Raw genomic sequence first — 24,802 nt, 5'->3', positions numbered from 1 at the left:
GTCAGGCGATGCGGAAGTGGCTGAGGAAGGGGGCGAGCCGCCACTCCATCGGCCCGCAGCTGGTCTGCGCCGGCATCACGCCGAGCATCGACTTGATCGAAGCGTCGCACATGACGGTCGCGAAGAACAGCTGGACCGCCGATTCGGGATCGTCGATCGCCGCCTGGCCTTGCGCGGTCCATTCGCGGAAGCAGGCCGCGAGCTGCTCGGCCGCGCCCGAATTCATGTCCTCGTGAAACGCGCGGCCGAACTCGGGATGGGCCAGGCTTTCGCCGATGACGATGCGCAGCAGCGCCACCGAACGCGGATCGGTGACGAAGGCGTAGCATTGACGGGCGTAGCGCAGCAGCGTCTCCGCCGGCGTCTCGCCCTTGGGTATGTCGAGCAGCCCGCCCATCCCCTCGTCGCGCCAGCGATAGACCACGGCGCGCAGCAGACCCTGCTTGTTGCCGAACAGTTCGTAGACCGTCGCCAGCGACCCGCCCGACCGGCGCACGATCGCGCCAAGGCTGACCCGGTCGAACCCTTGTTCGAGGAACATCTCCTCGGCAGCGTCCAGTATCGCGCGGCGGCGTTCCTCGCGCCGTGTGTCGCTGGTCCGCGTCGTCTCGTCGCGTGGCGTGTCGATCTCGGCCTCCAAGCTTTCCCTCCCCCAACTTTCTATTTGACCTGTAATGTACGTTACATTACCGGCGCGCTGCAACTGCGAAATGAGTTGGTCGAACGTCTCCGTCATGCCTGACGTGACTCGAACGCACGCGAACAGGGAAGCCATCTTTATGCACCGGCCGACGACCTTCAGGACCCTTGGCCTCGCCACGGCCGGAGCGCTGCTGCTCGCCGGGTGCGGCGGGGCGGAAGCGCCGCCGGCGCCGCCCCCGCCCGAGGTCACGGTCCACACCGTCACCCCCGAGGACGTGACCAACGTCGTCGAGCTGCCAGGCCGCGTGCAGGCAATCCGCACCGCGGAGGTGCGCGCGCGCGTCAACGGCATCGTCCAGCGCCGGCTGTATAACGAGGGCAGCGACGTGCGCGCCGGGCAGGCGCTGTTCGCGATCGATCCGCGCGAGCTGCGCGCCAGCCTCAATGCGGTGCAGGCGACGCTGGCGCGCGCGCGGGCCAACGCGGCGAACGCGCAGCAGGTGGTCAATCGCTACAAGGGGCTCGTCGCCGATCAGGCGATCAGCCGCCAGGAATATGACGCGGCGATCGCCCAGCTGCGCACCGCCGAGGCCGATGTGGCGAATGCGCGCGCGCAGGTGCAGAGCGCGCAGCTGAACCTCAACTATGCGACCGTGACCTCGCCGATCGCGGGCCGTTCGGGCCGCGCGCAGGTGACCGAGGGCGCGCTGGTCAGCGCCGCAGAGGGCACGCTGATGACCACGGTCGAGCAGATCGACCGGGTATACGTCAATTTCGGCCAGTCGAGCGCCGATCTGCTCAACATCCGCCAGGACATCCAGTCGGGCAAGCTCAAGCTGCCCGACATCAACCGCGTGGCGGTGAACCTGGTCCTTGAGGACGGCAGCACCTACGCCATGACCGGCTATCTCGATTTCCTCGGGCTTTCGATCGATCAGCAGACCGGCACCGCCGCGCTGCGCGCCGAATTCCCCAATCCGCAGCGGTTGCTGGTCCCCGGCCAGTTCGTCCGCGCGCGGATCCAGGCCGGCACCCGGCCGGACGGGATGCTGGTGCCGCAGCGCGCCGTGCGCATCGCGCAGGACGGCGCGACGGTGATGGTGCTCGGCCAGGGCAACAAGGCCGAGGCGCGCAAGATCAAGGTCGGCGAGATGCAGGGCGGCGATTGGGTGGTGACCGATGGGCTGAAGGCCGGCGACAAGGTGATCGTCGACGGGCTGCAGAAGGTGCAGCCCGGCCAGCCGGTGAGCGTGGCCAAGCCCGGCGGGCCGCCCCCGTCCGCGCAGCGCCAGCAACCCGCACCGGCGCGCTGAGGTCCGGATCATGGCACCCCGCTTCTTCATCGATCGGCCCATCTTTGCCTGGGTGATCGCGCTCGCCATCCTGCTGTCGGGCTTCATCGCGCTGCGCTCGCTGCCGATCGAGCAATATCCCAGCGTCGCGCCGCCTTCGCTGACGATCGCCGTGACCTATCCCGGCGCCGACGCATCGGTGCTGGAGCAGAACGTCACCCAGGTGATCGAGCAGCAGCTGAACGGCGTCGAGGGCTTCCTTTACATGGCGTCGTCCAGCCAGTCGAACGGCACCGCGTCGATCACCGTCACCTTCGAGGCGGGAACCGACATCGATACCGCGCAGATGAACGTGCAGAACAAGATCAGCGCGATCGAGCAGCGGCTGCCCGAAGAGGTGCGCAGGCAGGGCATCCTCGTCACCAAGGCCAATGCTGGCTTCCTGATGATCATGGCGATCACCTCGAAGAGCGGGAACACGCCGACGCTGGAACTGGGCAATTTCGCCTCGACCCGCATCGTCGATGAGCTGCGCCGGGTGGAAGGCGTGGGCGACGTCCAGTCGTTCAGCTCCGAATACGCCATGCGCATCTGGCTCGATCCGGACAAGCTGGCGAGCTACGGCCTGTCGCCGGCCGACGCGCTCGCCGCGGTGCAGGAGCAGAACAGCCAGTCGCCGGGCGGCCAGCTCGGCGACCAGCCGCTCGCCGAAGGGTCGGAACTCAACGCGACGATCCGCACGCAGGACCGCTTCACCACCGCCGAGCAATTCTCCCAGATCATCCTGCGCGCCAATCCCGACGGGTCGTCGGTGCGGCTGGCCGATGTCGCGCGGGTCGAGCTGGGCGCCCAATCCTATCTGTTCAACACCGAGCTGAACGGAAAGCCGATGGCCGGCCTTGCCGTCCAGCTCACCCCCGGCGCCAATGCGCTGGCGGCGGCGGCGGGAATCCGCGAACGGATGGCCCAGCTCGAGCCGACCTTCCCGCCCGACATGACCTGGTCGATCCCCTATGACACCACGCCCTTCATCTCGGTGTCGGTCGAGGAGGTGGTCATCACCCTTATCGAGGCGATGGCGCTGGTCTTCCTCGTCATGCTCTTGTTCCTGCAGAATCTCCGTGCGACGCTGATCCCGACCATCGTCGTGCCGATCGCGCTCGCCGGCGCGTGCCTGGGGCTGTGGCTGTTCGGCTTCTCGATCAACGTGCTGACCCTGTTCGGCATGGTCCTCGCCATCGGCATCCTCGTCGACGACGCGATCGTCGTGATCGAGAATGTCGAGCGGATCATGCGCGACGAAGGCCTGCCGCCCTATGAGGCGACGGTGAAGGCGATGACGCAGATCACCTCTGCGATCATCGGCATCACGCTGGTGCTGATCGCGGTGTTCATCCCGATGGCCTTCTTTCCGGGATCGACCGGCGGCATCTATCGGCAATTCTCGGTGACGCTGGCGATTTCGATCGCGGTCTCGGCGCTGCTCGCGCTGACGCTGACGCCGGCCCTGTGCGCCACCTTCCTCAAGCCGCACGATCCCGCGCACGGCCAGGACCGCAACGTGGTGACGCGCACCGCCAACCGCTTCTTCGTCCGATTCAACACCTGGTTCGGCCGCACGACCGATCGCTACCAGTCTACCGTCGGGCGCATCCTGGCGCGGCCGCTCAGGTTCCTCGCGGTGTTCGCGCTGCTGTTCGGATTGACCGTGGTGCTGTTCAACCGGCTGCCGGGCGGCTTCCTGCCGCAGGAGGACCAAGGCTACCTGGTCACCGTCGTCCAGGCCCCGCCGGGCGCCACGACCGAGCGCACGAATGTCGCCATCGAGCAGATGAAGGACTTCTACGAAGCGCAGCCCCAGGTCGACAACATGGTCGTCGTGCGCGGCTTCAGCTTCTTCGGCCAGGGGCAGTCGAGCGCGATCTCGTTCATCTCGCTCCATCCCTGGGAAGAGCGCAAGGGCGAGGAGAACAGCGCGCAGACCATCGCCGGCAAGGCGATGGGCGTGCTGATGGGCATCAAGGAGGCGATGGTCTTCTCGCTCGCCCCGCCCTCGATCCCGGAGCTGGGCACCGCGAGCGGCTTCACCATGAAGCTGGAGGATCGCACCGGCCGCGGGCAGGAGGCGCTGCTCGCCGCACGCAACCAGCTGCTCGGCCTCGCCGCGCAGAGCAAGGTGGTGGTCGGCGTGCGGCCCGAGACGCAGGAGGATGCGCCGCAGCTGCGCGTCGATATCGATCGGGTCAAGGCGCGCGCGCTGGGTCTGTCGATCGCCGATGTGAACGCCACGCTCGCGATCACCTTCGGCTCGGCCTATGCCAACGACTTCACCCGCGATGGCCGCATCCTGCGCGTGCTGCTGCAGGCGGACGCGCCGGCGCGGATGACGCCCGAGGACATCCTCGACCTGCGCGTGCGCAGCGCGGACGGGCAGATGGTGCCGTTCGGATCGTTCACCACGGTCGGCTGGACCGCAGGCCCGCCGCAGCTGCAGCGCTATAACGGCTATCCGGCGGAGACCATCTCGGGTGAGGCGGCGCCGGGCTATTCGACCGGCCAGGCGATGGCCGAGATGGCGCGGCTCGCCGAGCAGCTGCCCGAAGGTTTCGGATTCGAATGGACCGGCATCAGCTATGAGGAGCAGCAGAGCGCCGGCCAGATCGGCCTGTTGCTCGGCCTGTCGCTGGTGGTCGTCTTCCTGCTGCTCGCCGCGCTCTACGAAAGCTGGGCGATTCCGCTGGCGGTGCTGCTGGTGGTGCCGCTGGGCGTGCTCGGCGCGGTGCTGTTCTCGATGATCCGGGGGCTTTCGGCCGACGTCTATTTCAATGTCGGCCTGATCACCATCATCGGCCTGTCGGCGAAGAACGCGATCCTGATCACCGAATTCGCCATCGAGGCCGAGGCGGAGGGCAAGTCGCCGCTGGAGGCGACGATGGAGGCGGTCAAGCTGCGGCTCAGGCCGATCATCATGACGTCGATGGCGTTCATCCTCGGCATGGTGCCGCTGGTGATCGCGAGCGGCGCGGGCGCCGCCAGCCGCATCGCGGTGGGATCGGGCGTGATGGGCGGGATGATCACCGGCACCCTGCTCGGCATCTTCTTCATCCCGCTCTTCTATCTGTCGGTGCGCACCTTCGTGTCGCGCAAGCGCCCGCCCGCGCCGAGCGAAAATCCCCATGAAGCGAGAGAGGCGGAAAGTCATGCGTAGGGCGATCCTCCTCGCCGCCACGGCGATGCTCGGCGGGTGCCAGCTCGCCCCGCCGCACGAGCGGCCCGCACTGCCGACGGCCGGCGGCTATCCGGCCGCCTATGCCGGCGACGTGACGCTGGGCGTGCGCGCGACCGAGATCGGCTGGCGCGATTTCTTCGCCGATCCCCGGCTCGACCAGCTCGTCGATGCCGCGCTCGAACGTAACCGCGACCTCGCGGTGTCGGTCGCCCAGATCGAGGAGGCGCGGGGCCAGTACCGCATCCAGGATTCGGCCCGGCTGCCCCAGCTAGGCGCGACCGCGGACGCGACGCGCAGCCGCGTGCCCGGCGCCGATCTCGGCGTGCCGGGGGCGGGGGCGATCACCGCCAACCGCTATTCGATCGGCGTAGGCGTGACCGGCTTCGAGCTCGATTTCTGGGGTCGGGTGCGCAACCTCTCCGAAGCCGCCCGTTCCGAATATCTCGCGACGATCCAGGCCGAACGCGCCTTCCGCCTCGCGCTGATCCGCGACGTCGCCTCGACCTATTTCGCCGCTCGCGAGGCGGAAGAGCGCATCGCGCTCGCCGAGGCGACGGTGAAGAGCCGGCAGGAAGGGCTGCGCATCGCCAGAAGGCGGCTCGATGCCGGCGTCACTTCCGCGCTCGACTTCCGCCAGGCCGAATCGCTCCTCACCCAGGCCGAGACCGAGCTGGCCGCCGTCCGCCTGTCCAAGGCGCAGAGCGACAATTTCCTGACCGTGCTGACCGGCGGCCCGATCGCCGAGCCGCTGCCCGCGGCGCTGCCGCTGGCGCAGCAGAAGAGCGGCCCGACGATCGCGGCGGGTCTGCCGTCGGACCTGATGGTGACGCGCCCCGACGTGCTCGCGGCGGAGGAGCGGCTGCGCGCCGCGCGAGCCAATATCGGCGCCGCGCGCGCGGCCTTCTTCCCGTCGATCTCGCTCACCGGCAGCGCGGGTTTCGCCTCCAGCGAACTCGACGGCCTGTTCGGCGGCGACAGTTTCACCTGGAGCTTCGGCCCCTCGATCAGCCTGCCGATCTTCGATTGGGGCGAGCGCCAGGGCAATTTGACCGTCGCCCGGGCGCGCGAGAACATCGCCGTCGCGACCTATGAGCGCACCGTTCAGGGCGCCTTCCAGGAGGTCGCCGACGCGCTCGCCGGCCGCCGCTTCCTCGCCGATCAGGTGGCGGCGCAGCAGCGCGCGGTCGAGGCGCAGCGCGCGATCGCGAACCTCGCGCGCATCCGCTACCGCGAGGGCGTCGCCAACTATCTCGAAGTGCTCGACGCCGAACGCAACCTGTTCGCCGCCGAACAGGCGCTGATCAGCGTGCGCCGCAGCGAGCTCGACAATCTCGTCTCGCTCTACGTCGCGCTCGGCGGCGGGCTGAACGAGACCGCGGCAGTACCCCTACAATAGAGCTACTCCCCTCCCTGCTGGCAGGGACGGGTTAGGGGTGGGTGCGCGCGTCTGCGCGCCCAAAAGACTCCCGCTCCCGCGACGCAGCGCCGATCGGGGCATCGAGCCCCGACCGGCGCTAGACCCACCCCTTAATCCCCTTCCTTGCAGGGAGGGGAAAGGTTGGTCCGCCAATAAGCTTCACGGCTTCTTGACCATTGCCGCGCTAGGCAGCGCGGATGTTTCAGGATTTGTCGATCGGACGCCGGGCCAGGGCCAAGGCCGATCCGCGCCCGGCTTCGGCCGTGTCGACCGGTGTCGGCGTCGCGGGGCTGATCGGATTTGCCGTCTGGCTGCTGATCGCCCGCCATTACGGCATGGACGGCCCCTTCGCCGGCCTTGCCAACCTGGTCGCGATCGGGCTGCCGATGGTCGCCTGGTCGCTGATCGTCGACAAGGTGCACCGCAATCCCTCGACCGGCATCGATTGGTCGCGACGCACGCCGCTCGCCGAAACGCTCGACATCTCGTTGACCAAGCTCGCCGGGCTGTGGGTGACCTGGGGCGCGATCGCCGTCTTCTACGCGGTCGGCCGCTGGTATTGGCAGGGCCAGTATGAATTCGCCATGTGGTGCTTCCAATGGGCGGCGCCGGCGGTCTTCGCCGTCTCGATCCCCTATGTCATCTGGCTCGACCGCAAGCTCGTCGAGCCGCGCGACGGCGCCTGGGCGCTGGGCGCGTGGCTGATCGGGCAGGGGCGCGCGGAGGAGCGCGAGGCGATCTTCAACCACCTGCGCAGCTGGGCGGTGAAGGGCTTCTTCCTCGCCTTCATGCTTTCGATCGTGCCCGGCGGCTTCGGCGACATCGTCCGCTGGAATCCGTCGGCGGCGCTCGCCGATCCCGGCCAGATGGCGATGTTCCTGATCACCACAATGTTCGTCATCGACGTCGCCTTCGCGACCGTCGGCTATATGCTGACGATGCGCCCGCTCGACGCGCATATCCGCACCGCCAATCCCTATGCCGCGGCATGGATGGCGGCGCTGATCTGCTATCCGCCCTTCATCCTGATGGGGCCGGGCGGGCCGCTCGACTATCATGTGGCGAGCGCCGAGTGGATCACATGGTTCGCCGGCAGCCCGCGCTGGCTGGCGCTATGGGGCGCGGTGCTGGTCGCGCTCACCGCGATCTACGCCTGGGCGACCGTCGCCTTCGGCCTGCGCTTCTCGAACCTCACCCATCGCGGCATCCTGACCCACGGCCCCTATGCCTGGACGCGGCACCCCGCCTATTGGAGCAAGAACGCCTTCTGGTGGATCGCCGGGTTGCCGCTCATCACCACCAACGGCAGCCTGGTCGACGCCGCGCGCAACACGATCATCCTCGCAGTGGTCAGCGGCGTCTATTACTGGCGCGCCAGGACCGAGGAGCGCCACCTGAACGCCGATCCCGCCTACCGCGAATATAGCGAGTGGATAGACCGCAACGGGCTGTGGGCTAGGCTGACCAAATGACCGTCGCCCCTGCGCAGGCAGGGGCCTCGGGCGGCATATGCGAGGGCGGATGTGCCACAAACCTATCGGCCCCTGCCTGCGCAGGGGCGACGATGGGGATCAGAACTTCGTCTCTTCGTAGATACAGCAGACATTGCCGTCCCACGGGCCGGCATAATGGTCGAGCAGCACCTGCGCGGGCACCTTGCCGCTGCGCACCACCTCGCGCAGCGGGTCGAGGAAGCCCGTCTCGCTGTCGCCCGATGCGTTCATCCGCCCGCGCGCGTTGAGGCCGCTGGCGGCGATGTCGAGCACCTCGCCGGCAATGTCCCTGAGCTTGCCGCCACCCGGCAGCGGCGCATCGAGCGCCAGCTTCGGCACCGCGTTCCTGAGCGCCTCGCGGTCCGCCATCGACCAGCCCTTGACCAGGTCCCACGCCGCGTCGAGCGCCGCGTCTTCGTAGAGCAGCCCGACCCACAAGGCCGGCAGCGCGCAGATGCGCCCCCACGGCCCGCCATCGGCGCCGCGCATTTCGAGGAAGGTCTTCAGCCGCACCTCGGGAAAAGCGGTGGAGAGGTGATCGGCCCAGTCGTCGAGTGTCGGTTTCTCGCCCGGCAGCACGCCCAGCCGCTCGTCGAGGAAATCGCGGAAGCTGAGGCCCGCCGCATCGATATAACGGCCGTCGCGATAGACGAAGTACATCGGCACATCGAGCGCATAGTCGGCATAACGCTCGTAACCGAAACCCTCCTCGAACACGAAGGGCAGCATGCCGGTGCGCGCCGGATCGGTGTCCGACCAGATATGGCTGCGATAGGAAAGGTAGCCGTTGGGCTGCTTTTCGGTGAACGGCGAATTGGCGAACAGCGCGGTGGCGAGCGGCTGCAACGCCAGGCCAACGCGGAACTTCTTCGCCATGTCGGCCTCGGACGCATAGTCCAGATTGACCTGGATCGTGCAGGTCCGAAGCATCATGTCGAGCCCAAGCGAGCCCACCCGCGGCATATGATTGAGCATGATGCCGTAGCGCCCCTTGGGCATCACCGGCAGATCCGCGCGCGCCTTGTCCGGCCACATGCCTAGGCCGAGAAAGCCGAGGCCCAGCCGCTCGCCCACCGCCTTGACCTGCTCCAGATGGCGCCCGGTCTCGGCGCAGGTTTCGTGCAGGTTCTCGAGCGGCGCGCCGGACAGCTCGAGCTGGCCCGCCGGCTCCAGGCTGACATTGCCGTCCGGTCCGGCGAGCGCGATGACGTTGCCGTTCTCCTCGATTCCCGTCCAGCCGAACTCGGTCAGCCCCAGCAGCAGATCGCGGATACCGCCGGGCTCGTCATAGGAAGGGGCGCGCCAGTCGCTGGTGCGATAGACGAACTTCTCGTGCTCGGTGCCGATGCGCCAGCGCTCGCGCGGCTTCTCCCCGCGCGCGAAGCTCTCGATCAGCTGGGCGCGGCTCTCGATGAGCGGAGCGTTCTGCTTCGCAACGGTCTTCGTGCTCATGCCGCCCCCTAGCTTCGTCGTTCGCCAAGCGCCAGCGGCGATGGTTTACGCGATATTTACCCTGTCAGGCGCATCAGATTGGGGGTGGGGACGGGTTTGGCAAGCAGGGCCGCGCTGGGCGCGGGCGCGATCGGGCTGGCGCTGCTGGGCGCGGGCACGGCGCATGCCGATTGCGCGGCGAACCAGCGCTACAATTTCAGCTTCGCCAGCCGTCCGGCGGCGACTCTCAACTACGGCTCCAGCTACAACTACACCGCGACCAACGGTCTTGGCGCAAGCCAGAATCTCACGATGGCGCTGGCGCAGAACGGTCTGAGCTCGACCGAGGTCAACAACCAGGACCTGCCCAATATCTCCACCCTGATCAACGACGGCAGCGGCCGCTCGCTGGTGCTGGGCGGCATCTTTGGTGGGCGCACCTCGGATATTTTCTCGAATACGCGCACCATTCGCGCGACCTTCACCTTCGCGACGCCCATCCGCGATTTCACCATGACGGTGCACGATATCGACTATGCCCATGACCAGTATCGCGACTGGTTCGCCGTGGTCGGCCGCAACGGCAGCGGAAACTATGTCGCGAGCATGACGACGCCCTTCGGCACCGCCAACGGATCGGGGGACCACAGCGACAATGATTCCGCGCTCAGGTTCGGGCCCGAAACAACCCCCTACGATATCGATGCGCGCGCGGCGGTCGGCACCGGGGCCAGCGACAACAACGGCAATGACGGCAACATCACGCTGAGCTTCGTCGAGCCGGTGACCAGCGTCGAGATCCGCTACGGCAACTATCCTTATTCGGGCTGGGGCGACAATTCGACCGGCCAACAGGGGGTGGGCATCGACGGTCTGAGCTTCTGCCCGATGCCCCAGCTGACCGTGGTCAAGAGCTCGACTCCCTATGTGACGGCGGGCGGCGACCCCAACCGCTTCAACATCCCCGGCGCGGACGTGATCTACGCCATCACGCTCGCCAACACCGGCGGCAGCGCCGCCGAGTTGAACGGCGTGGTGCTGACCGACATCCTGCCCGCCAACATGACCTATTATAACGGCGATTTCGACGGCGCCGGGCCGGTGGTGGGACCGTTCGACATCGCCTTTGGCGGCGGCACGACCGCCAGCACCGGCAGCGTCGAATTCTCCAACAACGGCGGGTCGAGCTATGGCTACATCCCAGGCGCGGGCTATGACGCCGCGGTGGATGCGATCCGCATGTCGGCCGTCGGCACCGTCCCTCCCGGCGGGAGCGCGACGGTGCGCTTTCGGGCGCGGATTGATTAGCAGCGAAAGTTGCGCACGTTGGTCTTTCAAGGCAATCTGCCCTCGTGAAGTTGTTGGAAAAAGAAAGAAGGCGGCTCAGGCGCAAATACCTGAAGAAGGTCGCTCATCGTGGATTCAACTATCATGCCTACGACAAATGGCTGGATTGGGAGTTTGCGAGGACGGGCATCCCGCTCCTGCCTGGGGCCATAGTCAGCTACGCGGATGGACTAACAACGGCGGCGACTATTCTCTTGGCTGCGGGCGCGCCTTTCAGCCTTTTCTGGTTCGGGTTCGTCATGTGGACGTGGCTGTCGGTCGCTGCACGCTTGAGCGATAAGCAATATATGCTCGTCACCCGGAAGCTATTATCCAAGGAGTACAGTCGGTAAGTGAGCTTCCGCTCTCGGAATTTCGGCTCAACCTTTACCGATCTTTGTCCAATCCCCCGCCGCGGCCATCCATAGCGTCACCGCTGCCGCCGCCGCGGTTTCGGCGCGGAGGATGCGGGGGCCGAGCGTGATGCCGACCGCATCGGTCAGCGCGCGGATTGCCTCGCGTTCCTCGGGATCGAAGCCGCCTTCGGGGCCGATCAGGATCGCGGCCGGGCCGCTCCGCGCGCGCATCGCTTCGAATGCCGGCTCGCCGCCGGTCTCGTCGGCGAAAAAGAGCGTCCGCCCCGCCGGCCAGGCTGCGAGCAGCGCGGAGAGCTTGACCGGCTCGGCCAGTTCGGGGATCGCGGTGCGGCCGCATTGCTCGGCCGCCTCGATCATGTGCGTGCGCAGCCGATCGGTATTGACGCGGTCGATCACCGTGCGGCGGGTCACGACCGGCGCCAGCCGCGCGACGCCCAGCTCGCAGGCCTTCTCAGCCACCCAGTCGATCCGCCCCTTCTTGATCGGCGCGGCGACCAGCCACAGGTCCGGCGCGCGTTCGACGTCGCGCAGCTTCGCCTCGACGCGCAGGACAAGGTCGCGCTTGCCGATCGTCTCGGTCACCGCCAGCCATTCGCCCGAACGGCCGTCGAACAGCTTGACCGGCTCGCCCGCCTTGGTCCTCAGCACCGACAGCAGATAGTGCGCCTGTCCGCCCGCCACCTGCATCATCGCGCCTTCGGCGAGCGGCTGCTCGACGAACAGGCGCGGGGTGGATTGCGGCGGCCAGGCGGGAACGGCGGTCATGCGCCCGGCTGTAGCGCGGAACGCGGCGAAAGCCGAATACGGACGGTCAGCCGTCCAGGATCGATCGGATCTCGCTCGCATTGGCCCGGTCCTCTGCGCGCTCGCTCCCTTCCAGCCGGGTGGCCTTGTTCACGATCTCGGCGCGGACCTCGCTGATGAAGTCGGGGCCATGCCGTCGCGCGAGGACGCGAAGCATCGCATAGGACAGTTCTAGCGCCGGATCGGCGCTGACCACATGCGGCTCCCCGAACACCTTGTCGAGCAGCGTCGCCAGCTCTTTCGTATTCATGGCCCAGTTCCCCACCAAGCCGCCAGAGCCTTGAATTTACAGCGGCGGCGCTGGCCAGGCAACTTGAGAATGACCGGCAAAAAGCGCTGTCCTACATGATCCGCCCTGTGCCATGGTCCTCGCATGGGCAGGCGCGGCGCATCGGCAATCTCATCGAGCATGGTTGCGATCCTGGCCCCCGGCGCGGCATGTGAAGAATCGTGCCAGACACTGAAGACACTGAAGTTCGTACGCAGATGACCGCCGCCGAGATCACGCCCGACAGCGAGCATCGCGGGCTGGTTGGCCATCTGCCGCCGCATATCCGCGCGTTCGCCCTGCTGGCCCGGTTCGATCGGCCGATCGGCTGGTGGCTGTTGTTCTGGCCCTGCGCCTGGGGAGTCGCGCTGGCCGGCGGCGCGGTCGCGCGCTGGGACCTGATCCTGTGGCTGCTGCTCGGCGCGGTCGCGATGCGCGGGGCGGGGTGCGTCTATAACGATATCGTCGACCGCGATCTCGACCGACAGGTTGCGCGCACCCGCAGCCGCCCGCTGGCGAGCGGCGCGGTGTCGGTCAAGGCGGCATGGGTCTGGCTCGGCCTGCTCTGCCTGATCGGCCTTGTCGTGCTGCTGCAGCTGACCCCCGCCGCCGCGGTCGTCGCGCTGGCGAGCCTGCTGCCCGTCGCCGCCTATCCCTTCATGAAGCGGATTACCTGGTGGCCGCAGGCGTGGCTTGGCATCGTCTTCTCCTGGGGCGCGCTGGTCGGCTGGATCAGCATCGCGCCGGATCGCATCGCGCCGATGCTGCTGCTCTACGCGGGCAGCATCGCCTGGGTGATCGGTTACGACACGATCTACGCGCTGCAGGATGTCGAGGACGATGCGCTGGTCGGCGTGCGTTCCTCGGCGCGGCGGATGGGCCGGCATGTGCGCGGCGGGGTCGCGGCCTTCTACGCCGTCGCGCTGGTCCTGTGGGGGTTGGCCTTCTGGCGGCTCCATCCGACCCCGCTCGCGCTCGTGCTGCTGCTGCCGGTGGGAGGGCACCTCGCCTGGCAGGTGCTGACGCTCGTCCCTGTCGAAGACGCGAGCGCGCTGGCCCGCTTCCGCTCGAACCGCTTCGCGGGGCTGCTCATGTTTCTCGCCTGTCTGGTGCTGGGATCGACGAGCGGGCTTTGACAGCGGCCCCACGCACCCTAGATGCGCTAGCCATGCAGACAGTCGATCAAGCCACCGGCCGCGCCGCCGATCTCGTCGCCGCGGCGCGCAACGCCGGCGCGGACGCCGCCGATGCGCTCTATTCGGGTTCGGCCTCGACCGAGGTGCAGGTCCGCCTCGGCGCGCTCGAGGACGTCCAGCGCAGCGAGGGCGAGGAGCTGTCCTTGCGCGTCTTCTGCGGCGCGCGATCGGCCAGCGTGTCGACCTCGGACTTCGCCCCCGCTTCGCTCGACGCGCTGGTCGAGCGCGCCGTCGCGATGGCTCGGCTCGCCCCCGAGGATTCGTGGGCCGGTCTCGCGCCCCAAGACCGGCTGATGCGCGGCGACGTGCCGCTGCTCGACCTCGACGATGGGGGCGAGGTCGATCCGCAGGCGCTGCGCGACCGCGCGCTCGCCGCCGAGGATGCCGCGCGCGCGGTGGAGGGCGTCACCAACAGCGAAGGCGGCTCGGCGTCGGCGGGGCGCAGCGTCGTCGCGCTCGCCACCAGCCACGGTTTCTCGGGCGGCTATGCGGTGTCCAGCCACGGCGTCTCCGCGAGCGTGCTGGCGGGCGCCGGCGCGGCGATGCAGCGCGACTACGCCTATCATTCGGCGCGTCATCTCGCCGATCTCGACGATGCCGCCGCGATCGGCGCCAAGGCCGGCATGCGCGCGGTCGAGCGGCTCAATCCGGCGAAGCTCGCCAGCGGCGCGATGCCGATCATCTTCGATCGGCGCGTCTCCTCCGGTCTGCTCTCCCATCTGATCGGGGCGATCACCGGCAGCGTCATCGCGCGCAAGACCAGCTTCCTGCTCGACGCGCTGGGAACACAGATCTTCGCCGGCGGCGTGCGCGTCCTCGACGATCCGCATCGTCCACGCGGAATGCGCTCGCGTCCGTTCGACGGCGAGGGGCTGCCGGTCTCGCCCGCCGCGATCGTCGAGAACGGCGTGCTCGAAACCTGGCTGCTCGATTCGGCCTCCGCCCGCCAGCTCGGGCTGGAGCCGACCGGCCACGCCACGCGCGGCAGCGGCGGCTCGCCGGGCGCGGGCAGCAGCAACCTCCACATGGCGGCGGGGACCACGACCCGCGCCGACATGATCCGCGGCGTGGCGAGGGGCGTGCTGGTCACCGAACTGATCGGCATGGGCGTCAACACGGTCACCGGCGACTACAGCCGCGGCGCCAGCGGCTTCCTGATCGAGGGCGGAGAGATCGCCGGGCCGGTCGCGGAGTTCACCATCGCCGGCAATCTGAAGGACATGTTCCGTGCGCTCACCCCGGCGGACGATCTCGAATTCCGCTACGCGACCAACGCGCCGACCTGCCTGGTCGAGGGCATGACGGTGGCGGGTGGCTGATCTGCTCGAACAGGTCGCGGCGGTCGCGGCGGAGGCCGGCAGGCTGGGCACGCGCCGCGCGGCCGAGGGGTTCCGCAGCTGGGAGAAGACCCCCGGAAGCCCGGTGTGCGAGGTCGATCTGGAGATCGACGCGCTCATCAAGGCGCGGCTCTCGGCGATCGACCCCACCGCCGGCTGGCTGTCCGAGGAGACCGCCGACGATCCCGTCCGGCTCGCCCAGTCGCGGCTGTGGGTGGTCGATCCGATCGACGGCACGCGCGACTATGTCCGCGGCCGCGCCGGCTGGGCGGTATCGATCGCATTGGTCGAGCACGGCCAGCCGATCATCGGCGTGCTCGACGCGCCCGTTCGCCGCGAGGTCTGGCTGGCCGAGGCGGGCAGGGGCGCGACGCGCAACGGCGAGCCGATCCACGCCAGCCGCCGCGAGACCTTTCCCGGCTCGCGCGTGCCGACCGACAGCCTGCCCAAGGTCGACCGCGATCTGGTCGCGGTGGAGAAACCCAACTCGATCGCGCTGCGCATCGCGATGGTCGCCGCGAACCGCGCCGATCTCCTCGCCACGCTGCGCTGGGGCTATGAATGGGACGTCGCCGCCGCGGTGCTGATCGCCCGCGAGGCCGGCGCGGCGGTGACGGACGCGCTGGGCGGCGAGCTCGCCTTCAACACGCCCAAGGCGCAGGCGTTCGGCGTGCTGGTCTCCGCCCCCGCGATCCACGCCGCCGCGGTCGAACGGCTGGCCGAGCGGGCGCGGGCGGCGTTGCGTACCTAAATTCTTCCCTCGCGAAGCGGGGGAGGGGGGACCAGCCGCAGACGATCCGCCGGCGGCAATCCCCCTCCACCACCGCCTTCGGCGGCGGTCCCCCTCCCCCAGACAAGCTGGGGGAGGATCAGACGCCCCGCTCATCCTTATAAGCGATCTCCAGATAGCGGCTGCGCGTGGCGAGCAGGTTCATGTCGCCTTCGGCCAGCTTGGCGGTCATCTCGGCGATCTCCTCGTCGATCAGCTTGAGGCCGTCGACCAGCTGGGCGTCGGGCGACTTGCCGTTGCGGGTGCTGGCGCGCAGCGACTGGGGAACGCGGGTGTAGCCCTTGATCAGCTCGGGCAGCTGCTCTCCGACCAGCCGCCGCACCTCCGCGGCCGCCGGTTCCTTTTCGTCGAGGCTGGCGAGCTGCGGCGCCAGCAGATCGAGCTTCACGCCGATATCGTCGGCCAGCCGCACCGCCGGCGCCGGCAGCAGCGGCCGCTGCGCGTCGAGCCAGCGCTCGGTCTGCCGCGGCAGCGCCTTCAGCTCGACCTGCGCGAGCTTCTCGGGGGCCGGCGCGCCCTCGGCGGGCAGCAACGCGAAGACGAGGGTGGCGATCACCAGCGCCAGCAGCACCAGCATCGCCCCGCCCATGCCGATCGGCGTGATGAAGCCCCAGACGATCGCCGCCAGGATGATCGCCGCATCGGCGACGACGACGCGCTTGATCCGCGTCGCCGCCTCGTTGATCCGCCGCTTCTTGCCGCGGCCCCGGCGATAGTCGTCGGACACCCGGTTCAGCAGCTCGGACGAGCGCGCGACCTGGCTGTCGACGTCGGTCATGTCATTCGGCCTCGATCTTGAACTGTTCGCCGCCGCCCTGCTGGGCGCCTTCGGCGCGGGCGATGTAGCCCTTCGACTTCTCGACCTCGCTCGACAGCGTGTCGACCGTCGTCTTCATGCTGTCGAGCGCCTTCAGCTTGAAGCTGTCGATCGCGTCCATCGTGTCGTAGACGTTCTGGAAGGCGCGCTTGAGCGTCTCCACCGGGATGGTCGAGCTCGCCGCCTGCTCATGGATGCGCGCGGTGTTGGTCTTGAGCATCTCGCCGGTCGAATCGATCAGCCCGGCGGTGGTCGTGTTGAGCGCGGTGATCTGTTCGAGCACCAGCTTCTGGTTGTTGAGCGCCTGCGCGACGGTGACTGCGGTGCGGAGCGCCGAGACGGTGGTGGTCGAGGCGCGGTCGACCCCCTTCACCAGCTCGACATTGTTCTTCTTGACCAGATCGAGCGCGAGATAGCCCTGCACGCTGACCGCCATCTGGGTCAGCAGGTCCTGGGTGCGCTGGCGGACGTAGAACAGGGCGGTCTCGCGGATCGCCTTGGCCTTGGCCGGATCGGTCGCGTCGAGCTCGATCGCCTTGGCTTCGAGCTTCGCATCCATCGTCTTGGAGACGTGGATCATCTGCTCCAGCCGGCCCATCGCCGCCCACAGATTCTGCCGCTCGACATCGATCGCGGCATTGTCCATCAACAGCTCGTGCTTGCCGTTGTCGAGCGCGCGGAGGATGCCGGAGATGTGCGTCTGCGCGGACTTGTACTTGTCGAAATAGTTGGTCAGCGCCGATCCGAACAGCTTGTCGAAGAAGCCGCGCTTGTTGAACATCTTGCCGTTGGCCGAGGGATCGAGCTTCTCGATCGTCCGGCGCAGCTCGATCAGGTCGGCGCCGACGCCCTCGTCCGCGCCCATCGCCTTGACCGGCCGGTCGAGGAAGCGGTTGGACTGGCCCGCCGCCTCGCGGATCTCCTTCTGCCCCATCGCGGTGATCGCATCGACGCGCTTGCCGAATTCGGGCGAGTTGACGTTCTGCGCGATCAGATCGGCGATGAACCCTTCGACCCGCTCGTCCAGCTTCGACTTCTTCTCGTCATCGACCGGCACCAGCCCGATCGCGCGCTCGGCCGAAACGACCGGCACCGGATCGGGCGCGTTGAGCACGAGATCCTTCTCGGCCGTCATCGTCTCGCTGGTCGTCGCCATCTACAACCTCCCACGGTTTCCTCGACTAGATGACCGGGAAACCTGCGGCGTTCAAGTGTATCGTCAAAATAATACACCTGATCGCATTTGCAAATCCGACGGGATCGGCTCCGTCTCCCCGGCGGCACAAATGATCGAGAATTTCCGGTCGCGAGACGAGGATTGGACCGGCGTCGCGCCGATTCGGCCACGCAGTTCAACGAACCGGACATTCCAAAGGTGAGGAAAGTGAGGACACGCCCACCATGCTTCTCCCCTCCCCGATGCTCGAATCGCCAGATCGACAAGGAGGAAAGGGAGATGGACATCGACCAGTGTAAAGCAGGCAAAATCCTACATTACCAGCATTTTCGAAGCGCTCGGCTTTTCCACCCCCCTCATCAGCACGCCCCCTTTCGCGTGCGCAGCAATTCGGCTATGCGCGCGCCATATTCCTCCAAAGCCAGAGCATTCGCATGAGCCTCCGCAACGTGGCGATCATCGCCCACGTCGATCACGGCAAGACCACCCTTGTCGACCAGCTGTTCCGCCAATCGGGCACCTTCCGCGACAACCAGCGCGTGGAAGAGCGCGCGATGGATTCGAACGATCTCGAAAAGGAACGCGGGATCACCATCCTCGCCAAGCCCACCTCGATCGAGTGGCAGGGCACGCGGATCAACATCGTCGACACCCCCGGCCACGCCGATTTCGGCGGCGAGGTCGAGCGCATCCTGAGCATGGTCGACGGCGTCGTGCTGCTGGTCGACGCCGCCGAGGGGGCGATGCCGCAGACCAAGTTCGTCACGGGCAAGGCGCTGGCGCTGGGGCTCAGGCCGATCGTCGTGGTCAACAAGATCGATCGGTCGGACGCGCGGGCCGAGGAGGTGCTGGACGAGGTGTTCGACCTGTTCGTCTCGCTGGAGGCGACCGACGAGCAGCTCGACTTCCCGGTGATCTTCGCATCGGGCCGCAACGGCTATGCCGGCGACAACCCCGATGTGCGCGAGGGGACGCTGACGCCCCTGTTCGAGAAGATCGTCAGCCATGTGCCGCCGCCCGCGCTCGACGCAGACGCGCCGTTCACCTTTCTGGTGACGCTGCTCGACCGCGACAGCTTCCTCGGCCGCATCCTGACGGGCCGCGTCCAGTCCGGCGTGGTCAAGGTCAACCAGCCGATCCATGCGCTGGACGACGCAGGCAACGTCATCGAGACGGGCCGCGCATCGAAGCTGATGTCGTTCCGCGGGCTGGAGCGCGTGCCGGTGGAAGAAGCGCGCGCCGGCGACATCATCAGCCTGGCCGGGCTGGCCGTGGCGACGGTCGCCAACACCATCGCCGATCCGGCGGTCTCCCAGCCGATCCACGCCCAGCCGATCGACCCGCCGACGCTTTCCATGCGCTTCGCGGTGAACGACAGCCCGATGGCGGGACGCGAGGGCACCAAGGTGACCAGCCGCATGATCCGCGACCGGCTGTTCCGCGAGGCGGAATCGAACGTCGCGATCCGGGTGACCGAGGCAGCCGACCGCGACAGCTTCGAGGTCGCCGGGCGCGGCGAGCTGCAGCTGGGCGTGCTGATCGAGACGATGCGCCGCGAAGGATTCGAGCTGGGCATCAGCCGCCCGCGCGTGCTGTTCCGCGACGGCGAGAGCGGCGGCCGCGAGGAGCCCTACGAGACCGTCGTCATCGACGTCGACGACGAGCATTCGGGCACCGTCGTCGAGAAGATGGCGATCAGGAAAGCCGAGATGACCGACATGCGTCCCTCGGGCGGCGGCAAGACGCGGATCACCTTCTCCGCCCCGTCGCGCGGGCTGATCGGCTATCACGGCGAGTTCCTGTCCGACACCCGCGGCACCGGCATCATGAACCGGCTGTTCGAGAAGTACGGGCCGTACAAGGGCAATATCGAGGGCCGCAAGAACGGCGTGCTGATCTCCAACGGCGGCGGCGAGGCCAACGCCTATGCGCTGGGATCGCTGGAGGAGCGCGGCATCCTGATGGTCGGCCCGGGCGAGCCGCTGTACGAGGGCATGATCATCGGCGAGAACGCCAAGCCGGATGACCTGGAGGTCAATCCGATGAAGTCGAAGCAGCTGACCAACTTCCGCGCCTCAGGCGGCAAGGACGACGCGATCCGGCTGACCCCGCCCAAGAAGATGACGCTGGAGCAGGCGATCGCCTATATCGACGACGACGAGATGGTCGAGGTGACGCCCAAATCGATCCGGCTGCGCAAGCGCCATCTCGATCCGCACGAGCGCAAGCGGGCGAGCCGGGCCAAGGCGGCCTGAGCGCGCCGCCGCCGGTCAGCCGCGGCTGATGACCGCGGCTTCGCGCTTGTCGCGGAGTTGCTGGGTGCGTTCGGCGCGATCGGCCATCGCGGTCCAGGCGGCCTCCGCGCGCAGGCAGCGCTCGCGGACATTGTCGAGGCTCGCCGTTTCGGCCTCGGCCTGGGCGAGCTGGGCGCGTTCGCGGTAGAAGATTGCCGGACTGGTCATGGCGGCCCTTTTCGTTCGAGGAGGTGGGGGCAGGCGGCCGCCCGCCCCCGGGATGGTCAAGATCAGTCGGCGGCCTGCAGGTTGCAGGCGGCCATCTTGCCGCGGCGATCGGGCTCGAGCTCGTACGACACGCGCTGGTTTTCGCGCAGCGTGCCCATGCCGGCCTGCTCGACGGCGGTGATGTGGACGAACGCGTCGTCGCCCGCGCCATCGGGCTTGATGAAGCCGAAGCCCTTGTCCGTGTTGAAGAATTTGACGGTTCCGGTGATCATTGCATTTTCCTTCTCTGGTTCGGCGGCCCGCGTGCCGGACCTCCGGCGCTGGTCGAGGGCAGGGAAAGAAGGAAAAAGGTGCCGCAAAGCGCCAGTAACCGTCGATTTGCGATCGTAGCGGGCCCTATATAGGCGCAACCCCCCTTTTTGGCAATCAGCGCCCCGCCGCCAGCTGGCCGCGGATAGCGCCCGCCGGATAATCGGCGGTGTGGATGTTGACGTAATAGCCCGCCGGATCGGCGATGATCGCCGCGGCGAGCGCCTTTTCGACGCGGAGGCACTGCTTGGCGGCGCCGTTCACCGGCGCGGGGAGGGTGAGCACCGGCGGCCCGGCTTCTCCGCGGCGGCCGCGATGAATGTGCGCGGCGGTGGGCCGGCTGATCGCGCGGACGCCGATATCGACGCAGACGGTGTCGGTGGTGGCGTCCGCCGTGACCTTGGCGGTGCCGGTGCCGTCCGGATCGCCGGGGCCGGGGACCTCCTGGTTGCCGACCAGCGCGGTCGACCAGCTTTTCCCGACCGCGCCCGCGACGGTGGCGCAGGCCGACAGCCCGGCGAGCACGGCGGCGGTGGCGAGCGCGGCGAGGGGGAGGCGCGTCATGCCGGCTTGCCGCGCCCGGGCGCCGGCTTGGTCGCGGGCTTCATCGCCTCGCGTTCGGCAGCGGTCGGCATGGCGGTGGGATCGGGCCGGAAATCGGCGGTGGCGCGATCGTCCGGGCCGGGGTGCGAGGCGCGCTTGAGATCGGTCGGATCATGGCCTTCCTTGCGCTTGCCGCGCGCCTTGTCGATCAGCTTGCGCGCGGACTTCCTTGCGCTGGCGGCGAGATCGGCCGCGCCCTTGCGCCCGCGCTTGGCGAGATCGGCGATGCCGTCCTTGCCCAGCCGGTTGGCCGCGACCGCGGCGCCGCCCGCGACGACCGCCACCGCCGCGCCGGCGGCGATCGCGCCGACGGGCAGATCGGACCTGGCGGACTTCTTCGCCGGGGCGCGCCTGGCGGCGGGCTTGGCCGCGGCGGGCTTGCTTCCCGCGGGTTTCTTCGCGGCGGGCTTGCTCGCGGCGGGCTTCTTCGCGGCGGGTTTCGACGCAGCCGGTTTCGTCGCGGCGGTCTTGGCGGACGCCTTCGCCGGGGCGGGCTTCTTCCCCGAAGGCTTCGCCCGTTCGTCCGAGGGGCCGCCGGAGCCGGATGTCTTGGGTGTCGTGGCCATGATCTTCCCCGTTATTGCGAGTGATGTGGTTGCATCAACGTAACGGATGCCGGGGTGTTCCCAAAGCCCGGTCAGGCGGGCGCGGCGCGGGCCGGCGAGGTCTTGCCGGTCTGCCGGTCCAGCCCGCGCGCGGTGACGACATCGAGGATGGTCGCGCCGACGACGAAGGCGATCGCGCCCCACACCGCGCGGTTGCGCGGCGCCCTGCGCGCGGCGAGCGCGAGCGCGCCCAGATCCATCGCGTCGCCGGCCACGCGGTTCCACACATTGGTGGCGTGCGCGGGCGCGGCGATGAGGTTGGCGCCCGCCAGCAGCTCTCGCGCGCCGAAGCCCTTGACCAGCCGTTCATGCCCCTCGGCGTCGAGCGCGCCCGCGACGCGCCGCGCGGCGATCAGCTCGGCAAGGCCGAGCGCGATCGAGAAGACGCCGAGGCCGAGGCCCAGTTTCTTGTAATCCATGGCCGATGTTCCGTGTGCTGGAGGGAGGGGACCAACGGATGGTGCGGGCGGGTGTTCCGCCGCGCCGGCGAACGAGCCGGCGCAGCCGGGACGAGCCTCAAGGCGCGCCCGGGGACCCGCCGCAACGTCCTGCCTTGCGGCGGGTCCAGGCCGGCGGCGCTGCGGACGCCGTCCGACGACGCGGCTTCGCCGCGGCGGTTCCTTGTCGGGTTGCGGCGCGACGGCTCGCTCCGCGAGCCGGCTTCGCGGCTGCATCCGCCCCCGGCAGATCGCTGGCCGCCGCTACGCCCCTCGCACGCGTTGCGGGGGAGGATCGGGCGAGCCGCATTCCCGTTCCGTCAGGCTTCCGGTGGAGCGTCGTCCTCTTCCTCCCCGCCATTCCCGCGATCCGCGACGGTTTCGTCGGTTTCGCCGCATTCCTCCGCCTCGGGCTCGGCAGGGAAGGGGATGCCGAACACCATCGGATAGACCGCGATCAGCTCGGCGCGCTTTTCCTCGCGTTCCTCGGCCTCGTAGGCCTCGATGATGGCCGCTTCGGTCTCGCTCAGCTCGCGGCTGTATTCACGGTCGCCGAATTCGCCCCATTCCAGGCCGTCGAAGCCCGGCGGGGGCGGCATGTCGGTGCGCCATTCGCGGCGTTCGCCATGCTGCCACAGCAGCATCCTGTCCCGGGGAAGTTCAGTGTCTTCAGTGTCCGGCGCGGTTTCGCCCTCGCCTTCCCCGGGCGCCGGCGCGGCGAGGGTGAGCAGGCCGGCGGCGTCGGCGCGGCGCCACTGTTCGGCGGTCCAGCCGGCGCGATCGGCGGGATCGAGATCGTCGGTCGCCACCTCCTCGGCCAGGCCCGCGCCCGCGCGATCGAAACGCTCGGCGCGGTCGAGCTGGTCGACCATGTCGTCGGCGGCGCGGCGGGCGAGGAACTGGCCGGCCCTGGCGGGGCCGGCGTCCCGCTCGACCAGATCGAGGAAGGCGTCGAACTCGCCGGCGATGCGCTGCGCGGCGCGCAAGGTCCCCTTCGCCTCGGCCTGATCGGCCATGCGATCGAGCCGGGTGAGCATGGCGTGGGCGAGGCGGTTGTCGTAGCGGCGGCGGACGACGATGCTGCCATCGGCGCGGGTGACGCTTTCGGTATACCCCTCCAGCGCGCGATCGAGCAGGATCTCCGCATGGCGATCGCGCGCGATGAGGTTCGCCGCCTGCCAGGCGAGCGCGAAGGGCTGCCCCGCGGCGCGGCGGCGCAGCTGATAGACGCCCGATTCGGAGAGGCCGAGCCGGCGGCACGCCTCCGCGACGGGAATGCCGTCCGCGATCATCTCCAGGAAGATGCGGCGGCGATCGGGCGTCCAGCCGTCATGCCGCTGGGGATAGGGATCGGCGAAATCGAGCGGGACATATTCGAACTCGCCGGCCTCCGCCCCGGTCGGCGTCCCATCGGCGGCGGCGATGCTGGTGTAGGCGTTCATGGCAATCCCTCCTTGCGAATCGATGAGAACAAAAGAGGGGTATTCAGATATACAGGTTGGTGGATGTAGGAAAGAGAAAAGTGCCGATTTGGTTATAAGGCGAGGAGGGTTTGCGGAGCAAATTTCGAGCGCACCAAGCCAGCTCGGCCAATGGCGGTGCGAGCGCCGACCGACAGAGGCGGGCTTTTCTCCCGCTTCGGCCCTCGGCTTACTGGTTGTCGAGCGGCCAGCGGCCGTGCCGGGACTTTTCGCCGAGGCCGATCAGATCATCGTTAGGCGCGTGGCGGCGGCCGCCATCGGCGCCGAGCCCTTCCTCCCAATGCTGCTCGCGCCGCTCGGGCTTGCTCTGCCGATAGGCCTGCGCGCGCACGCGCTTCATGCGCCGCCAAAGCAGCGGCATCGCGATGAACGGAAAGAGCATCGCGAGCAGGATCAGGAAATTGCCCAAGCCGCTTCCCCCGAAGTAGACGAGCATTTCTCGATGATATTGCAGGAGAATGCAAGCTGCGGTGCGGGATTTGGCAGGTCGGGTGGAGCGGGCGCTGTGATATTGCAGGTCGAAAAACTGGCCGTTTCAGCTAAAAGAGCGAAAGTGGCTAATTCGTCAGACCCATGAGATATTTCGCCATGCCAGAATCCCTGATCGAAGTCGCCGCCAAGGACGTCGCCAACCGCTTGGCTTTTACACTGACGAGGCAGCGGCCGGTGGGCATCCCGCGGCACGGGGTCACGCGGGTCGTGATGCTCTCACTCAAGGAATATGAGCGGCTGAAGCGGCGCGGCCGCGAGGCGATCAGGACGGAGGACCTGGATGACGAAACGCTCGACGCCATCCGGAAAGCCCAGCCCGGCAAGCGGTCTCGCGAAGCCGGGCGGCGGCTGGCCGATCCCTCAGCCGGGTGACGTCCTCTCCTATGCCTATCTCTGGCACAGCGAAGGGACCCCATCGAAGCAGTACTTCGATGGGAACCCGAGGCGGCGGCGGGAAAGGAAGAGGGGCTGAAGGACCGCCCGGTGGTGGTCGTCCTCGCCACCGTCAAGACGGGCGACACGGTGCAGCTGTTCGTCGCGCCGATCACCCATAGCGCCCCCTGATCGGGCAACGGACGCAAGCGCGATGCCCGCCAACTTCAAGCGCGACCTGGGGCTGGACCGCGATCGCAGCTGGATCGTCACCGCCGAGGTCAACCGCTTCGTATGGCCGGGGCCGGACATGCGGCCATTGGACGGCGGCGATCCGTTCTATGGCGCGATCCCGGATTGGTTGTTCGTGCAGGTGCGCGAGGCGATCGGCGGCAGGGCGGAGCGTGGGGTGATGAAGGTGACGCCGAGGACGGAGTAGCGAGTT

Annotated in this window: 25 protein-coding genes; 12 read left to right on the top strand and 13 right to left on the bottom strand. The window is 68.3% G+C overall.

Going from position 1 to position 24,802, the window contains the following annotated elements; translation table 11 throughout:
- Position 1: 1 nt before the first annotated feature.
- Positions 2 to 640 (bottom strand): TetR/AcrR family transcriptional regulator, encoded by a 639-nt coding sequence (locus D1610_RS06670; protein WP_182466724.1) that lies wholly within the window; start codon positions 638 to 640, stop codon positions 2 to 4.
- Between the two features lie 139 nt (positions 641 to 779).
- On the opposite strand from D1610_RS06670, the gene D1610_RS06665 reads away from it, so the two are divergent.
- The 4 genes from D1610_RS06665 (at position 780) to D1610_RS06650 (ending at position 8,052) form a co-directional block, all read left to right on the top strand.
- Positions 780 to 1,955, top strand: coding sequence for an efflux RND transporter periplasmic adaptor subunit (locus tag D1610_RS06665; RefSeq protein WP_118863352.1), 1,176 nt, complete (start codon positions 780 to 782; stop codon positions 1,953 to 1,955).
- Positions 1,956 to 1,965: 10 nt separating this feature from the next.
- A complete protein-coding gene (locus D1610_RS06660) occupies positions 1,966 to 5,142 on the top strand; it encodes a multidrug efflux RND transporter permease subunit (RefSeq protein ID WP_118863351.1) in 3,177 nt (1,058 codons plus the stop codon).
- Positions 5,135 to 6,559 carry an efflux transporter outer membrane subunit gene (locus D1610_RS06655; protein ID WP_118863350.1) on the top strand — a complete coding sequence of 475 codons (1,425 nt, stop codon included), beginning with the start codon at positions 5,135 to 5,137 and terminating at the stop codon, positions 6,557 to 6,559. Before D1610_RS06660 ends, D1610_RS06655 begins: the two co-directional genes overlap by 8 nt.
- Before the next feature lie 218 nt (positions 6,560 to 6,777).
- Positions 6,778 to 8,052 (top strand): methyltransferase family protein, encoded by a 1,275-nt coding sequence (locus D1610_RS06650; protein ID WP_118863349.1) that lies wholly within the window; start codon positions 6,778 to 6,780, stop codon positions 8,050 to 8,052.
- Between the two features lie 99 nt (positions 8,053 to 8,151).
- Here D1610_RS06650 and D1610_RS06645 read toward each other — a convergent pair whose 3' ends face one another.
- A complete protein-coding gene (locus tag D1610_RS06645; RefSeq protein ID WP_118863348.1) occupies positions 8,152 to 9,525 on the bottom strand; it encodes a glutamate--cysteine ligase in 1,374 nt (457 codons plus the stop codon).
- 96 nt (positions 9,526 to 9,621) lie between these two features.
- Here D1610_RS06645 and D1610_RS06640 point away from each other — a divergent pair, with 96 nt between their 5' ends.
- Both D1610_RS06640 and D1610_RS17245 read left to right on the top strand, forming a co-directional pair.
- Complete coding sequence (locus D1610_RS06640; protein WP_118863347.1) at positions 9,622 to 10,812, top strand: DUF11 domain-containing protein; 1,191 nt, start codon at positions 9,622 to 9,624, stop codon at positions 10,810 to 10,812.
- Positions 10,813 to 10,856: 44 nt separating this feature from the next.
- Positions 10,857 to 11,183 carry a hypothetical protein gene (locus tag D1610_RS17245; protein WP_118863346.1) on the top strand — a complete coding sequence of 109 codons (327 nt, stop codon included), beginning with the start codon at positions 10,857 to 10,859 and terminating at the stop codon, positions 11,181 to 11,183.
- Positions 11,184 to 11,210: 27 nt separating this feature from the next.
- On the opposite strand, the gene D1610_RS06630 is transcribed toward D1610_RS17245, so the two are convergent.
- Together D1610_RS06630 and D1610_RS06625 are read right to left on the bottom strand one after the other, a co-directional pair.
- Positions 11,211 to 11,972 carry a 16S rRNA (uracil(1498)-N(3))-methyltransferase gene (locus D1610_RS06630; protein ID WP_118863345.1) on the bottom strand — a complete coding sequence of 254 codons (762 nt, stop codon included), beginning with the start codon at positions 11,970 to 11,972 and terminating at the stop codon, positions 11,211 to 11,213.
- A gap of 46 nt (positions 11,973 to 12,018) precedes the next feature.
- Entirely contained in the window at positions 12,019 to 12,261 is a 243-nt protein-coding gene (locus tag D1610_RS06625; RefSeq protein WP_118863344.1) for a hypothetical protein, read from the bottom strand.
- Positions 12,262 to 12,497: 236 nt separating this feature from the next.
- On the opposite strand from D1610_RS06625, the gene ubiA reads away from it, so the two are divergent.
- From ubiA to D1610_RS06610, 3 genes are read left to right on the top strand one after another with little or no spacing between them, the layout of a single operon-like run.
- On the top strand, positions 12,498 to 13,415 hold the full coding sequence (ubiA, locus tag D1610_RS06620) for a 4-hydroxybenzoate octaprenyltransferase (protein ID WP_118863343.1): 918 nt from the start codon (positions 12,498 to 12,500) through the stop codon (positions 13,413 to 13,415).
- Positions 13,416 to 13,447: 32 nt separating this feature from the next.
- Positions 13,448 to 14,794: a TldD/PmbA family protein gene (locus D1610_RS06615; RefSeq protein WP_118863342.1), complete on the top strand. Its 1,347-nt coding sequence runs from the start codon at positions 13,448 to 13,450 to the stop codon at positions 14,792 to 14,794.
- Positions 14,787 to 15,563: a 3'(2'),5'-bisphosphate nucleotidase CysQ gene (locus tag D1610_RS06610; protein ID WP_118863341.1), complete on the top strand. Its 777-nt coding sequence runs from the start codon at positions 14,787 to 14,789 to the stop codon at positions 15,561 to 15,563. Before D1610_RS06615 ends, D1610_RS06610 begins: the two co-directional genes overlap by 8 nt.
- Before the next feature lie 118 nt (positions 15,564 to 15,681).
- Here D1610_RS06610 and D1610_RS06605 read toward each other — a convergent pair whose 3' ends face one another.
- Positions 15,682 to 16,380: a hypothetical protein gene (locus D1610_RS06605; protein ID WP_118863340.1), complete on the bottom strand. Its 699-nt coding sequence runs from the start codon at positions 16,378 to 16,380 to the stop codon at positions 15,682 to 15,684.
- A 1-nt stretch (position 16,381) separates the two neighbouring features.
- The gene (locus tag D1610_RS06600; protein ID WP_118863339.1) at positions 16,382 to 17,575 is read right to left on the bottom strand and encodes a toxic anion resistance protein; all 1,194 of its coding nucleotides are present in this window, start codon (positions 17,573 to 17,575) and stop codon (positions 16,382 to 16,384) included.
- Between the two features lie 455 nt (positions 17,576 to 18,030).
- Between D1610_RS06600 and typA the strand changes: the two genes are divergently transcribed.
- On the top strand, positions 18,031 to 19,851 hold the full coding sequence (typA, locus tag D1610_RS06595; RefSeq protein WP_118863338.1) for a translational GTPase TypA: 1,821 nt from the start codon (positions 18,031 to 18,033) through the stop codon (positions 19,849 to 19,851).
- Between the two features lie 15 nt (positions 19,852 to 19,866).
- Here the strand turns inward: typA and D1610_RS06590 are convergent, their stop codons facing one another.
- The 7 genes from D1610_RS06590 to D1610_RS06555 form a co-directional block, all read right to left on the bottom strand.
- A complete protein-coding gene (locus D1610_RS06590; protein WP_118863337.1) occupies positions 19,867 to 20,058 on the bottom strand; it encodes a hypothetical protein in 192 nt (63 codons plus the stop codon).
- 62 nt (positions 20,059 to 20,120) lie between these two features.
- On the bottom strand, positions 20,121 to 20,330 hold the full coding sequence (locus D1610_RS06585) for a cold-shock protein (RefSeq protein WP_118863336.1): 210 nt from the start codon (positions 20,328 to 20,330) through the stop codon (positions 20,121 to 20,123).
- Positions 20,331 to 20,484: 154 nt separating this feature from the next.
- Positions 20,485 to 20,931 carry a CHRD domain-containing protein gene (locus D1610_RS06580; RefSeq protein WP_118863335.1) on the bottom strand — a complete coding sequence of 149 codons (447 nt, stop codon included), beginning with the start codon at positions 20,929 to 20,931 and terminating at the stop codon, positions 20,485 to 20,487.
- Positions 20,928 to 21,536, bottom strand: a complete 609-nt coding sequence (locus tag D1610_RS17020) for a hypothetical protein (RefSeq protein ID WP_182466723.1) — start codon at positions 21,534 to 21,536, stop codon at positions 20,928 to 20,930. Before D1610_RS17020 ends, D1610_RS06580 begins: the two co-directional genes overlap by 4 nt.
- Positions 21,537 to 21,607: 71 nt before the next feature.
- Complete coding sequence (locus tag D1610_RS06565) at positions 21,608 to 21,994, bottom strand: hypothetical protein (protein WP_118863333.1); 387 nt, start codon at positions 21,992 to 21,994, stop codon at positions 21,608 to 21,610.
- A gap of 338 nt (positions 21,995 to 22,332) precedes the next feature.
- A complete protein-coding gene (locus D1610_RS06560) occupies positions 22,333 to 23,454 on the bottom strand; it encodes a helix-turn-helix domain-containing protein (protein ID WP_118863332.1) in 1,122 nt (373 codons plus the stop codon).
- Positions 23,455 to 23,662: 208 nt separating this feature from the next.
- Positions 23,663 to 23,929, bottom strand: coding sequence for a hypothetical protein (locus D1610_RS06555; protein WP_118863331.1), 267 nt, complete (start codon positions 23,927 to 23,929; stop codon positions 23,663 to 23,665).
- Positions 23,930 to 24,081: 152 nt separating this feature from the next.
- Here D1610_RS06555 and D1610_RS06550 point away from each other — a divergent pair, with 152 nt between their 5' ends.
- Both D1610_RS06550 and D1610_RS06545 read left to right on the top strand, forming a co-directional pair.
- Positions 24,082 to 24,357: a hypothetical protein gene (locus D1610_RS06550; protein WP_147414280.1), complete on the top strand. Its 276-nt coding sequence runs from the start codon at positions 24,082 to 24,084 to the stop codon at positions 24,355 to 24,357.
- 214 nt (positions 24,358 to 24,571) lie between these two features.
- The gene (locus D1610_RS06545) at positions 24,572 to 24,796 is read left to right on the top strand and encodes a hypothetical protein (protein WP_118863329.1); all 225 of its coding nucleotides are present in this window, start codon (positions 24,572 to 24,574) and stop codon (positions 24,794 to 24,796) included.
- Positions 24,797 to 24,802 lie beyond the last annotated feature (6 nt).

It is taken from the genome of Sphingomonas gilva, assembly GCF_003515075.1.
In the GTDB taxonomy this organism is placed as follows: Bacteria; Pseudomonadota; Alphaproteobacteria; order Sphingomonadales; family Sphingomonadaceae; genus Sphingomonas; species Sphingomonas gilva.
Note: the sequence above shows the minus strand (reverse complement) of the source record. Positions and strands in the feature narration are given on the sequence as shown.

Bases quoted from the DNA above. Each gene is read 5' to 3' on its own strand.
- D1610_RS06660 (WP_118863351.1), top strand. From the start codon at position 1,966: ATGGCACCCCGCTTCTTCATCGATCGGCCCATCTTTGCCTGGGTGATC.
- D1610_RS17020 (WP_182466723.1), bottom strand. From the start codon at position 21,536: ATGGCCACGACACCCAAGACATCCGGCTCCGGCGGCCCCTCGGACGAA.
- D1610_RS06580 (WP_118863335.1), bottom strand. From the start codon at position 20,931: ATGACGCGCCTCCCCCTCGCCGCGCTCGCCACCGCCGCCGTGCTCGCC.
- D1610_RS06630 (WP_118863345.1), bottom strand. From the start codon at position 11,972: ATGACCGCCGTTCCCGCCTGGCCGCCGCAATCCACCCCGCGCCTGTTC.
- D1610_RS06605 (WP_118863340.1), bottom strand. From the start codon at position 16,380: ATGACCGACGTCGACAGCCAGGTCGCGCGCTCGTCCGAGCTGCTGAAC.
- D1610_RS06555 (WP_118863331.1), bottom strand. From the start codon at position 23,929: ATGCTCGTCTACTTCGGGGGAAGCGGCTTGGGCAATTTCCTGATCCTG.
- D1610_RS06665 (WP_118863352.1), top strand. From the start codon at position 780: ATGCACCGGCCGACGACCTTCAGGACCCTTGGCCTCGCCACGGCCGGA.
- D1610_RS06545 (WP_118863329.1), top strand. From the start codon at position 24,572: ATGCCCGCCAACTTCAAGCGCGACCTGGGGCTGGACCGCGATCGCAGC.
- D1610_RS06625 (WP_118863344.1), bottom strand. From the start codon at position 12,261: ATGAATACGAAAGAGCTGGCGACGCTGCTCGACAAGGTGTTCGGGGAG.
- typA (WP_118863338.1), top strand. From the start codon at position 18,031: ATGAGCCTCCGCAACGTGGCGATCATCGCCCACGTCGATCACGGCAAG.
- D1610_RS06565 (WP_118863333.1), bottom strand. From the start codon at position 21,994: ATGGATTACAAGAAACTGGGCCTCGGCCTCGGCGTCTTCTCGATCGCG.
- ubiA (WP_118863343.1), top strand. From the start codon at position 12,498: ATGACCGCCGCCGAGATCACGCCCGACAGCGAGCATCGCGGGCTGGTT.
- D1610_RS06590 (WP_118863337.1), bottom strand. From the start codon at position 20,058: ATGACCAGTCCGGCAATCTTCTACCGCGAACGCGCCCAGCTCGCCCAG.
- D1610_RS06655 (WP_118863350.1), top strand. From the start codon at position 5,135: ATGCGTAGGGCGATCCTCCTCGCCGCCACGGCGATGCTCGGCGGGTGC.
- D1610_RS06585 (WP_118863336.1), bottom strand. From the start codon at position 20,330: ATGATCACCGGAACCGTCAAATTCTTCAACACGGACAAGGGCTTCGGC.
- D1610_RS06650 (WP_118863349.1), top strand. From the start codon at position 6,778: ATGTTTCAGGATTTGTCGATCGGACGCCGGGCCAGGGCCAAGGCCGAT.
- D1610_RS06550 (WP_147414280.1), top strand. From the start codon at position 24,082: ATGCCAGAATCCCTGATCGAAGTCGCCGCCAAGGACGTCGCCAACCGC.
- D1610_RS06600 (WP_118863339.1), bottom strand. From the start codon at position 17,575: ATGGCGACGACCAGCGAGACGATGACGGCCGAGAAGGATCTCGTGCTC.
- D1610_RS06645 (WP_118863348.1), bottom strand. From the start codon at position 9,525: ATGAGCACGAAGACCGTTGCGAAGCAGAACGCTCCGCTCATCGAGAGC.
- D1610_RS06615 (WP_118863342.1), top strand. From the start codon at position 13,448: ATGCAGACAGTCGATCAAGCCACCGGCCGCGCCGCCGATCTCGTCGCC.
- D1610_RS06560 (WP_118863332.1), bottom strand. From the start codon at position 23,454: ATGAACGCCTACACCAGCATCGCCGCCGCCGATGGGACGCCGACCGGG.